This window comes from Nostoc sp. (genome assembly GCF_036919575.1).
In the GTDB taxonomy this organism is placed as follows: domain Bacteria; phylum Cyanobacteriota; class Cyanobacteriia; order Cyanobacteriales; family Nostocaceae; genus Nostoc.
On record NZ_JBALBY010000022.1, the window covers coordinates 1 to 12,387 of the forward strand.

The 12,387-nt window shown below is 44.5% G+C and carries 6 protein-coding genes; 5 read left to right on the forward strand and 1 reads right to left on the reverse strand.

Annotation, left to right across the window (positions count from 1 at the left end):
• The 3 genes from V7K27_RS07000 to V7K27_RS07010 form a co-directional block, all read left to right on the forward strand.
• Positions 1-243, forward strand: a 243-nt coding sequence (locus V7K27_RS07000; RefSeq protein WP_334945622.1) for a hypothetical protein, incomplete at its 5' end; no start/stop codon positions are given.
• Between the two features lie 810 nt (positions 244-1,053).
• Entirely contained in the window at positions 1,054-7,650 is a 6,597-nt protein-coding gene (locus V7K27_RS07005; RefSeq protein ID WP_334945624.1) for a HAMP domain-containing protein, read from the forward strand.
• A gap of 18 nt (positions 7,651-7,668) precedes the next feature.
• Positions 7,669-8,646, forward strand: coding sequence for an SDR family NAD(P)-dependent oxidoreductase (locus V7K27_RS07010; RefSeq protein ID WP_334945626.1), 978 nt, complete (start codon positions 7,669-7,671; stop codon positions 8,644-8,646).
• Between the two features lie 61 nt (positions 8,647-8,707).
• On the opposite strand, the gene yhdJ is transcribed toward V7K27_RS07010, so the two are convergent.
• Complete coding sequence (yhdJ, locus tag V7K27_RS07015) at positions 8,708-9,577, reverse strand: adenine-specific DNA-methyltransferase (RefSeq protein WP_334945628.1); 870 nt, start codon at positions 9,575-9,577, stop codon at positions 8,708-8,710.
• On the opposite strand from yhdJ, the gene V7K27_RS07020 reads away from it, so the two are divergent.
• Positions 9,576-9,731, forward strand: a complete 156-nt coding sequence (locus V7K27_RS07020) for a hypothetical protein (protein ID WP_334945630.1) — start codon at positions 9,576-9,578, stop codon at positions 9,729-9,731. The two genes, yhdJ and V7K27_RS07020, sit on opposite strands and share 2 nt — an antisense overlap.
• A gap of 135 nt (positions 9,732-9,866) precedes the next feature.
• Positions 9,867-12,146 (forward strand): cation:proton antiporter domain-containing protein, encoded by a 2,280-nt coding sequence (locus tag V7K27_RS07025; RefSeq protein WP_334945632.1) that lies wholly within the window; start codon positions 9,867-9,869, stop codon positions 12,144-12,146.
• The last annotated feature ends 241 nt before the right edge of the window (positions 12,147-12,387 follow it).

A 12,387-nucleotide genomic window follows, 5' to 3' on the forward strand; every position in this document is an offset into this window, starting at 1 on the left:
GGTTCAGAAGAGGAGGCTCTTGGTTCAGAAGAGGAGGCTCTTGGTTCAGAAGAGGAGGCTCTTGGTTCAGAAGAGGAGGCTCTTGGTTCAGAAGAGGAGGCTCTTGGTTCAGAAGACGAGCCTCTTGGTTCAGAAGAGGAGCCTCTTGGTTCAGAAGACGAGCCTCTTGGTTCAGAAGACGAGCCTCTTGGTTCAGAAGACGAGCCTCTTGGTTTACAACACAAGTCCGTAGCGATCGCCTGAAAATTTCCTTGTTTTCACTTACTTCACTTTTTGGCAACCTTGTCAATGCGTAAGTCCTATTAGGGACTTCCAATAAATAAATTACCCAATCTTGTGGGGTGGGCGTCTCGCCATTGGTGTCAACTTAAGCCTAAACGCTTATCCCACAGGCGTTTTACCCCCCTTAGTCCCCCCGATGTATTGGGGGGAAAAAAGAAAATCCGGTTCCCTCCCCTTTATAAGGGGAGGGTTAGGGTGGGGTAACGCGTTGAGTAATGGTCAGTGAATGAACTCAATATCACGTTTTGACAAGGGTTTCACGTTAAGTTGACACCAATGAGCAATGCGCTTTACCCCTACGAAAGATCTGGTTTTTCACGTCATACATATTTGGTATTTATTGTCAATGGATAAATCCGATAATCTAGCCCTTTCAAGGTGGGTAAAATTTTTGGATAATAATTCCTCTTTTCTCTGTGTTCTCTGTACCTGGAGTGGTTCAATAAATAACTTTTAAACCGCAGAGGCACGGAGAACGCAGAGAGGAAAGCAGAGATTTGATCAGCGACCATAAAAATTTTCTTAAATTCCCCAATTTGCTTACTCTTTGGGTTTCTGGAGAAATATTTGCCAGCTAGCTATGATTGATCATGATACTTCAGAGAGGGCTAGCAGCACTACTAGCTAAAGAGCAGCTGTATCAGGGTTAAAATTAACTCAACCATTGCCCAAAGGTCAAGAAGCGTTAAGCATTACCTGAAAGTACCTTAAGCAGGTACAGGGTGGAAAAAATACAAAAAACTTTTAAAGAATAAATCTCAGGATAAGGCTATGGCAACCGAACAGTTAACTAGAGACAGCGACAATCTAGATTTAAATCAGCTACTAAGAACGCTGAATGCTGTTAAACAAGGTGACTTCTCGGCTCGGATGCCTATAGATCATACTGGTGTGGCGGGGAAAATAGCTGATACGCTTAATGATATTATTGATCAAAATGAGCGGATGGCGGCGGAATTACAGCGAATTGGTAATGTTGTCGGCAAAGAAGGCAAAATTGCCGATCGCGCCTCTCTCGGAGATGTTCGCGGTTCTTGGTCAGATTGTGTTACTTCTGTCAATACTCTGATTAAAGATTTAGTCCAACCGACAGCTGAAACTACTCGGGTAATTCGAGCGGTCGCTAATGGTGACTTATCGCAAACGATCGCTACAGAAATTGACGGCAGACCCTTGCAAGGTGAGTTTCTTCAAACTGCTAATATCGTTAACACAATGGTAGATCGGCTTGGTTCCTTTGCATCGGAAGTAACGCGGGTAGCGCGTGAGGTGGGAACTGAAGGTAAGTTGGGTGTTCAAGCCGAAGTACAAGGTGTGGCTGGAACTTGGAAAGATTTGACTGATAACGTTAACTTGATGGCGGGTAATCTCACCGGACAAGTTCGCAACATTGCGGAAGTTGCCACTGCGATCGCAAATGGTGACTTATCCAAAAAAATCACCGTCAATGTGAAAGGCGAGATTCTGGAACTAAAAAACACCGTCAATACGATGGTGGATCAGCTTAATTCTTTTGCATCGGAAGTAACGCGAGTTGCCCGTGAGGTGGGAACTGAAGGGAAGTTGGGCGTGCAAGCTGAAGTTAAAGGAGTTGCAGGAACTTGGAAAGATTTAACTGACAACGTTAATTTGATGGCAGGGAATCTTACTGCCCAAGTCCGTAACATTGCGGAAGTGACAACGGCGGTAGCTAATGGCGACTTATCCAAGAAAATTACTGTGGATGTCAAAGGCGAAATTTTAGAGTTGAAAAACACCGTTAACATCATGGTGGATCAACTTAATTCCTTTGCATCGGAAGTAACAAGAGTTGCTCGTGAGGTGGGTGCTGAAGGAAAATTGGGCGGTCAAGCAGAAGTGCGCGGGGTAGCGGGTACGTGGAAAGACCTTACCGATAGTGTGAATTTCATGGCGGGAAGTTTGACGGCACAGGTGCGGAATATTGCGGAAGTGACAACGGCGGTGGCGAATGGCGATTTATCTAAGAAAATTACTGTGGATGTGAAAGGCGAAATTCTGGAGTTGAAGAACACTATCAATACAATGGTAGATCAACTGAATTCCTTTGCATCGGAAGTGACAAGAGTTGCCCGTGAGGTGGGAACTGAAGGGAAGTTGGGCGTACAAGCAGAAGTTCGCGGAGTAGCGGGGACTTGGAAAGATTTAACTGACAACGTTAACTTAATGGCGGGTAATCTTACTGGACAGGTGCGAAATATTGCCGAAGTTGCTACTGCGATCGCCAATGGTGATCTATCTAAAAAAATCACCGTCGATGTCAGAGGTGAAATTCTCGAACTTAAGAATACCATCAATATAATGGTGGATCAACTCAGTTCTTTTGCAAGTGAAGTAACGCGGGTTGCTCGTGAGGTGGGTAGTGAAGGTAAACTAGGTGTCCAAGCCGATGTGCGCGGCGTGGCTGGAACTTGGAAAGATTTAACTGACAGCGTAAACTTTATGGCGGGAAGTTTAACGGCACAGGTACGGAACATTGCCGAAGTGACTACCGCCGTTGCAACAGGCGACCTTTCCAAGAAAATCACTGTTGATGTGAAAGGTGAAATTCTGGAGTTGAAAAATACCATCAACACAATGGTAGATCAACTTAATTCTTTTGCATCAGAAGTTACAAGAGTTGCGCGGGAGGTGGGAAGTGAAGGTAAACTGGGCGTTCAAGCAGAAGTGCGCGACGTGGCTGGAACTTGGAAAGATTTGACTGATAGTGTGAATTTTATGGCGGGAAGCTTAACGGCACAGGTGCGGAACATTGCCGAAGTGACAACCGCCGTTGCAACCGGCGACCTTTCTAAGAAAATCACTGTTGATGTGAAAGGTGAAATTCTGGAGTTGAAAAATACCATTAACACGATGGTAGATCAACTCAGTTCCTTTGCAAGTGAAGTTACAAGAGTCGCCCGTGAAGTGGGAACTGAAGGTAAATTGGGTGTCCAAGCGGAAGTGAAAGACGTTGCTGGAACTTGGAAAGATTTGACTGACAGCGTAAACTTCATGGCGGGAAGCTTGACGGCGCAGGTGCGGAACATTGCTGAAGTTACGACTGCGATCGCAAATGGTGACTTATCGAAAAAAATTACTGTTGCTGTCAAAGGCGAAATTCTAGAACTTAAGAATACCATCAATATAATGGTGGATCAACTAAATTCTTTTGCATCGGAAGTCACAAGAGTTGCGCGTGAGGTGGGAAGCGAGGGTAAACTAGGCGTGCAAGCAGATGTGCGCGGCGTAGCTGGAACTTGGAAAGATTTAACCGACAGCGTAAACTTCATGGCGGGAAGCTTAACGGCACAGGTGCGAAACATTGCCGCCGTCACCACCGCCGTAGCTAATGGCGACTTATCTAAAAAAATCTCCGTTAATGTCAAAGGTGAAATTTTAGAGTTGAAGAATACCGTTAACACGATGGTAGATCAACTTAATTCCTTTGCAAGTGAAGTTACAAGAGTTGCGCGTGAGGTGGGAACTGAAGGGAAGTTGGGCGTACAAGCAGAAGTTAAAGGTGTCGCCGGAACTTGGAAAGATTTAACTGATAGTGTAAACTTCATGGCGGGAAGTTTGACGGCACAAGTGCGAAACATTGCCGAAGTTACTACAGCTGTAGCAAACGGCGACCTCTCGAAGAAAATCACTGTTGATGTGAAAGGGGAAATTCAGGAACTTAAGAACACCATTAACACAATGGTAGATCAACTTAATTCCTTTGCATCAGAAGTTACCAGGGTTGCCCGTGAGGTGGGAACGGAAGGGAAACTTGGTGTGCAAGCTTACGTCAGAGGAGTTGCCGGAACTTGGAAAGATTTGACGGATAATGTAAACTCAATGGCGGGGAACCTCACCGGACAAGTTCGCAACATCGCCGAAGTGACGAAAGCCGTAGCAAATGGCGACTTATCGAAGAAAATTACCGTCGATGCCAAAGGCGAAATTTTGGATTTGAAGAATACAACCAATACAATGGTTGATCAACTCAGTTCCTTTGCAAGTGAAGTAACGCGGGTGGCGCGGGAAGTGGGAACTGAAGGTAAGTTGGGCGGACAAGCGCAAGTTCAAGGTGTTGCCGGGACTTGGAAAGATTTAACTGATAACGTTAACTCGATGGCGGGGAATTTAACGGCACAAGTGCGCGGGATTGCCAGAGTTGTAACGGCAGTTGCCAACGGTGACTTGAAACGGAAACTAATGTTAGATGCCAAGGGAGAAATTGAAACTTTGGCAGAGACAATCAACGAAATGATTGATACCCTGGCGACCTTTGCCAATCAAGTAACCACCGTGGCGCGAGAAGTGGGAATCGAAGGGAAATTAGGCGGACAAGCTAGAGTACCTGGGGCGGCTGGGACTTGGAAAGATTTGACAGATAATGTAAATGAACTTGCTGCTACACTTACTACCCAGTTGCGAGCGATCGCAGAAGTTGCTACAGCTGTAACTAAGGGCGATTTAACTCGTTCAATTGCCGTCGAAGCACTAGGGGAAGTTGCGATACTCAAAGACAACATCAACCAGATGATTGCAAATCTGCGGGAGACAACGCAGAAAAACACCGAACAAGACTGGTTGAAAACTAACTTAGCCAAGTTTACCCGAATGCTCCAAGGTCAGCGAGACTTAGAAACCGTATCTAAACTAATTCTCTCAGAACTAGCACCATTAGTAGGAGCGCAACACGGCGTATTCTTCCTGATGGACTCTCTCGAACATACACCGTATTTAAAACTAATTAGTAGCTACGCTTACCGCGAACGCAGACATTTAGCTAACCGCTTCCAATTGGGTGAAGGTTTGGTGGGACAATGCGCTTTAGAAAAAGAGCGAATACTGTTGACAGATGTACCAAGTGATTATATAAGAATTGGTTCTGGTTTAGGAGAAGCAACTCCACTTAATGCTGTGGTGTTACCTGTGCTTTTTGAGGGACAAGTGACAGCAGTCATAGAATTAGCATCCTTCCGCCGCTTTAGCGAAATTCATTTGACATTCTTCGACCAACTTACCGAAAGTATAGCGATCGTCCTGAACACGATCGCCGCATCCATGCGAACTGAAGAATTACTCAAGCAGTCGCAATCTTTGGCTGAAGAACTCCAAACCCAGCAAAATGAACTCCGGGAAACCAACAAGCGTTTAGAACAACAAGCCCAATCACTCAAAACTTCCGAAGATTTACTCAAAGGACAGCAAGAGGAACTGCAACAAACCAACGCTGAATTAGAAGAAAAAGCAGAATTGTTGGCGATGCAGAAGAAAGAAGTCGAGCGCAAAAATCGGGAAATTGAACAAGCAAGGCTGTCTTTAGAAGACAAGGCTGAACAACTCGCGCTTTCCTCAAAATACAAATCAGAATTTCTCGCCAATATGTCCCATGAACTGCGGACACCGCTAAACAGCTTGTTAATTTTAGCGAAGTTATTAACAGATAATATCGATCGCAACCTCACCAATAAACAAGTCGAATACAGCCAGACAATTTACTCAGCCGGTACTGATTTATTGACCTTAATCAATGACATTCTGGATCTCGCTAAAATTGAATCTGGAACGATGTCAATTGACATGACCCAAATGCCATTGACAGAGTTGGGCGAACAAACTGAGCGTACCTTCCGAGAAATCGCTCAGAGCAAAGGACTGGCATTTGCAATTGAATTTACTCCCGAATTGCCACTGACTATATATACAGATGTCAAACGCTTACAACAGGTGTTGAAAAACCTGCTCTCCAACGCTTTTAAATTTACAGAGCATGGGGAGGTACGTTTACGGATTGCGGTAGCGAAGCAGGGATGGAGCAACGATCAGGAAACTTTAAATCGCGCCCAGCTTGTGATTGCCTTCTCAGTCAGCGATACAGGCATTGGCATTGCCCCCGAAAAGCAAAAAGTGATTTTCGAGGCATTTCAGCAAGCCGATGGCTCTACGAGTCGGAGATACGGCGGCACCGGATTAGGCTTATCAATTAGCCGCGAAATCGCCCGTCTCTTTGGCGGCGAAATTAAACTAATCAGTCAACCCGCTCAAGGTAGCACCTTTACATTCTACTTACCACAATTGAGTTCCGAGTTCCGAGTCCTGAGTCCTGAGTCAACACAGACGCGATTAATCGGGTCTAATACAGACGCGATGAATCGCGTCTCTACAATGATTAATGACGATCGCACTACTATTGAAAGAGGCGATCGCGTGTTACTAATTGTTGAAGATGACGTTAATTTTGCGCGTATCCTTCTAGAGATGGCGCAACAGCACGGATTCAAGGTAATCACTGCCCAAACCGGGAGTACAGGTTTGATGTTAGCGCAGCAATTCTTGCCTTCAGCCATTTTGCTAGATATCCGATTGCCCGAAATGGATGGTTGGACGGTATTGGATCGCCTAAAACATGACCCAAATACCCGTCACATTCCCGTACATATTATGACAGTTGAGGAAGGGAGACAACGCGGTTTGCAACTAGGTGCGATCGCATATCTGCAAAAACCCTTAACCAGCGAGATCATATCCGAGGCGTTGACAAAAATTAAAGGTTTTGTTGAGCGCCAAGTGAAAAATTTGTTGGTAGTCGAAGACGACGACACTCAACGCCTTAGTATTGTGGAGTTGATTGGTAACAGTGATGTTTCGACCACTGCTGTTGCTACGGGTGCAGCAGCCCTAGAAGCTATTCGCTCACAGCATTTTGATTGCCTCGTTCTCGATTTAGGGCTACCCGACATGACAGGGTTTGAACTGATCGACCAGATAAAGCTTCTACCTCACGGTAAAACTTTACCAATTATTGTCTATACTGGTAGAGAAATTAGCAAAGCTCAAGAAACGGAACTCAGACGGATTGCAGAGACAATCATCATTAAAGATGTGCGATCGCCCGAACGTCTCCTCGATGAAACAGCATTATTTTTACACCGAGTCCAAGCAAATTTACCTGCAACCAAACGACAAATACTCGAACAACTGCATTCCATAGACTACTTACTCACTGGCAAGAAAGCGCTAATTGTCGATGACGATATGCGTAATATCTTCGCCCTTACCAGTATGTTGGAGCGTTATCACATACAGGTTTTATATGCTGAAAATGGCAGAGAGGGGATTACTCTGTTAGAAAGTACACCAGATATTGATGTCGTTTTGATGGATGTAATGATGCCAGAAATGGATGGTTACGAAACAACACGCTTAATCCGCCAAAACGAGCAATTTAAATCTTTGCCGATTATTGCACTGACCGCTAAAGCCATGCAAGGCGATCGTGAGAAGTGTATTGAAGCCGGCGCCTCAGACTACATCACCAAACCCGTAGATACCGAACAATTGCTTTCACTGTTGCGTGTTTGGCTATATCGTTAACCGCAGAAAAAAGCGATCATGAAACACCTTGAGGGGAAAGTGGCATTGGTAACAGGTGCTACACGGGGAATTGGTAGAGGAATTGCTATAGGCTTGGCTGAGGCTGGTGCAACTGTCTACGTCACAGGTCGCAGCCTCAACAACTCATCGAGTGATGCAGTTTCAGGGAGTCTTAGTGAAACCCAATCAGCCATAGAGGAAGTTGGTGGTGTGTGCATTCCTGTCCAAGTAGACCACAGCGACGATCAGCACGTGCGTTTATTGTTTGAACGCATCCAAGATGAGCAGGATGGACAACTCGACCTATTGGTGAATAATGCTTACTCAGGAGTTCAGGCAATAAAAGACGCTTATGGGCAGCCTTTTTGGGATTTTGAACCAAGTCTTTGGGATGCTTGCAACAACGTTGGTCTTCGTAGTCACTATGTTGCGAGTATTTTTGCTGCCCGAATGATGACCAAGCGTAACTCTGGACTAATTTGCACCATTTCCTCATGGGGTAGTATGTCTTATTTTTTTAATATAGCTTATGGTGCTGGTAAAGCAGCTTGCGATCGCCTAGCAGCTGATATGGCTGTTGAGTTAAAACCCTATAATGTCGCTTCTGTTTCCATTTGGCCAGGTATTGTTGGTACTGAGCTTTTTTCCCGTTTTGCTTCCCAAATGAATCAAACCAATGCTACCGAAAAGAATAACTCATTCATCAGCGATCGCTACAACTGGGAAACTCCCTTATTAACTGGACGGGTGATTGCTGCACTTGCTTGTCAGCCAAATCTCATGCCCCGTACAGGACGTGTGCAGATTGTTGCCGAACTAGCCAAGCAATATGGAATTGTAGATGAAAATGGCCATCGGCCTGCATCGTTACGCTCTCTGCGTTTTGTGTTGCCGGCTGCACTACCTGTACTGAGAAAGTATTCATGGCTCATACCTGATATTAAACTGCCGTGGTCACTGCTGCTACTGAGTGCCCTTAGCTCGCCTAAGATTTAATTGTCCTCATTTTAACTTTGGCGATTAACTAATTTTGTGAATTTATGCTCTACTATCGGCATCAAAAAACTTCCCCTGTTTGGGCGTTGATTTTTTGCCCATTTTTGTTTTTTATACTATTGTTCTTTTGCGGAGATAATAACTTTTCTCCTTTGTATTCTTTCCATCCGAGAACACGTCTCAGACCAATTCTCAGATATTCTTCTTGAGATTCTATACTAATAGAAATCCGCCCTAAACGTTTTGCCACAGCAGCAGATGTAAAAGTTCCTGCGAATGGATCAAGCACAATACTACCCTGATTACTACTTGCAAGAATAATTCTCTCTAGTAATGATTCGGGTTTTTGTGAGGGATGATTTTCATATTCTTCCATTCGATATCTCACACGAGGAAAGTACCAGACATTACCAGGTACTTTTTGTGTATTGTATAGGCTTGGAACAGGTTTTCTATAATCAATCAACTTCCTCTGTGCGCCTGTTTTTGCTGCTATTTTAATATCACCTGAATTGAAAATATAATTGCTTCTGTCTTTAACACAGTGAAGTATTGGCTCATACATTGAGCCGAAGTATTTTGTTGCTTGAACTCCAGAACTATCGTAATGCCAAACAATTCGGCTAAGAATTACTATTTTCTGCCTTAAGTAAAGGTCAAAGTATGGCATCGCTTGAGTGCTTGTCATCACATATAGGGTTCCATTTGGCTTCAATATCCGAAGACATTCATCAAGTAATTTATATGCCCACTTCGCATACTCCTCCTCAGACTCCCATTTGTCGTAGAAATTTGAAAACCGTTTTCCGATGTTGTAGGGAGGATCGATAAAAACAATATCTACAGATTCAGAGGAAATCTCACTAGACAAAATATGTAGGGCATCGCCATGAAATATAGTATGTCCCTCGTCTTCATATCGTTCAAACATGACCATTTATCTGAAAACAAGCTGTAGCCTTAACTTTACACCGATTATTCATACTACAATAAGCCACCGAATTAGTTATTATACTGGCGATTTCCGCATCCGGTGTGAGTCAGAGGAATTGGATAGGCGATCGCTAAGTACAGCATTTGATTAATTCGTAGCGAATTCCCTGCGTGCCTCTGCGCTTCCCTCTGCGCCCCTTTGCGTTTAAATTTCAACCCTCAATAGCCTTGAAATCATAAAACTTTGTATCCTAAATTAATAGGTCTTAATAGTTCTTTTAAAACTGGTGGAAGAAGATTTTAGGTTAATTGTTGATTTAGTTTTAGTTCTAGGCGTTGCAGCCTGTGGCGGACTGTTGGCAGCACTTTTGCGACAACCCGTACTGCTAGGATATCTGATTGGCGGGATAATCATTGGGCCAGCCGGACTGGGACTGATTAAAGAAATTATTCAAGTAGAGACTCTGGCACAGTTCGGGGTTGCCTTTTTGTTATTCGCCTTGGGTGTAGAATTTTCCTTTGCGGAACTCAAGAAGGTAAAAGCGATCGCTCTTGGTGGCGGTGGACTCCAGATTGCTCTAACAATTTTAGTAACAGTTGTAGTATGCGGGTTAACCGGAGCCTGGGGAACTTTACCTGCTAAGGGGATGTTTTTGGGGTGTATTTTGTCCTTGTCTTCCACAGCCGTTGTCCTCAAGTGCTTGATGGAAGATAACGAAACAGAAACACCCCACGGGCAAGTGATGCTGGGTATTTTGGTAGTACAGGACTTGGCACTAGGACTGATGTTAGCAGTCTTACCAGCCCTCAACCAGCCAGCAGAAACCATTGGTATCGCCGTACTAACAGCCCTAGCTTTGATTGGTTTATTTGCTGCTGGGGCGATCGCTGCGGGGATTTGGCTAATACCGCCTTTGTTGCGACTGTTAGCCAGTACCGAAAGTAAAGAACTATTTTTATTAGGGGTTGTAGCTTTATGTTTGGGCATTGCCTTGCTGACAGAACATTTGGGGCTGTCGATTGAAATGGGGGCATTTGTCGCAGGTTTGATGATTTCTGAGGTGGAATACGCCGATCAAACCCTGACTTATGTCGAACCACTGCGAGATATCTTTGCCAGTTTATTTTTTGCTGCCATTGGGATGTTAATTGACCCAGTGTTTTTATGGAACAACCTAGAATTAATTTTAGGGTTAGTGGCACTAGTTTTCGTCGGTAAATTTTTGATTATCACCCCCCTAGTGAAACTATTCCGCTACCCGTTGAAAACAGCCATCATCGCCGGTTTGGGACTGGCGCAAATTGGGGAATTTTCATTTGTTCTCGCTAGTGAAGGGCAGTCTTTGGGGCTGGTGTCCCACCAAATATACTTATTAATTTTGGGAACCACCGCAGTCACACTCATGCTTACCCCATTTGTGCTGCGGTTAGTGCCATTTTTATTTAACTTTGCCGAATCAATCCCCTGGTTGAAACCGTATTTAGAAGAACAAGAGGCGCGGGATGTATCAGAAGATTTGCCCTTCAAAGACCATGTAGTAGTCTGTGGCTATGGGCGAGTCGGCAAAAATTTAGTGAAATTGTTGCTGCAACACGACCTACCTGTGGTAGTAATCGACCAATCAGAAAGTAGAATTCAGCAGTTACGTGAGGCTGGGGTGTCTTATGTCTATGGCAATTGCGTGAGTTTACACGTTCTGGAAACCGCCGGGGTGAATCATGCCAAAGGAATGGCGATCGCACTTCCAGACCCCATGAGTACGCGTCTTTGCTTAAAACGCGCTTTAGAATTGCGCCCAGAATTAGATTTGGTTGTCCGTGCTACCCAGGATAAAAATATTGAAGTGCTGTATCAATTAGGAGCCAGAGAAGTTGTGCAACCAGAGTTTGAAGCCAGCTTAGAAATGGCAACTCATTTATTAACTGGCTTAGGCTTGTTGTCGCCAGATGTCATCCAACGAGAAATGCAGCAAATCCGCAACGATCATTATTTAGAATTGCGGCCAGAGCGTTCTGCAACTGAAGTTGCTCGTGATTTGCGCCAAGCAACCCGCGATTTAAATCAGCGCTGGTATCCTTTACCATCTGATTCGCCCTTAACTGGCATGACCTTAGAAGAAGCAGATATGCGCTATTTAACAGGAGCGAGTTTGATGGCAATTCGCCGCGTTAACGGGGATGAAATCGATTATCCCAATAATCAAACCAAATTGGAAGATGGCGATCGCTTGCTAGTAGTGGGAGCAGATGAAGAACTAGCAGCTTTAGCAGAATTCGCCAAGGGACAAGCTGCTGTTCCCGGAGAAAATAGTGCTTGTCAGTGGATTACAGTTAATGCAGATGCGCCAACGCTAGGTAAAACCCTTGCAGATTTAGATATCGGCAAGCAATACGGAGTACAAGTACAGGCGATCCGGCGAGATGGTAAGTTTATCCGCTATCCTGATGGCGGCATGGACTTGCGAGTTAGCGACCAAGTATTGTTATGTGGTAGCTTGACAGGTCTGAGTCAACTAGAACTCACATTCGGCACCTTCAACTATTCCACCGGAAAAAATAGTACATAATAACTATAAAAAACTCCATCCCCTTGTGGGTGGAGTCATTAGTCATTAGTCATTAGTCATTAGTCATTAGTCATTAGTCATTAGTCATTAGTCATTAGTCATTAGTCATTAGTACCAATGACCAATGACTTTTGACGGCAGGACTAAAGCGGCGGGGCGGCTATCTCTCTACAGACAGCTGCGGATGGAGTTTCCCGCCGCTTTCAATGAAACGAATAGGCTGTTATCGGATTATTTAGAA

Excerpts from the sequence above, each read along its gene's own strand:
- V7K27_RS07020 (WP_334945630.1), top strand. The coding sequence starts at position 9,576 with ATGACCATTTATCTGAAAACAAGCTGTAGCCTTAACTTTACACCGATT.
- V7K27_RS07010 (WP_334945626.1), top strand. The coding sequence starts at position 7,669 with ATGAAACACCTTGAGGGGAAAGTGGCATTGGTAACAGGTGCTACACGG.
- yhdJ (WP_334945628.1), bottom strand. The coding sequence starts at position 9,577 with ATGTTTGAACGATATGAAGACGAGGGACATACTATATTTCATGGCGAT.
- V7K27_RS07005 (WP_334945624.1), top strand. The coding sequence starts at position 1,054 with ATGGCAACCGAACAGTTAACTAGAGACAGCGACAATCTAGATTTAAAT.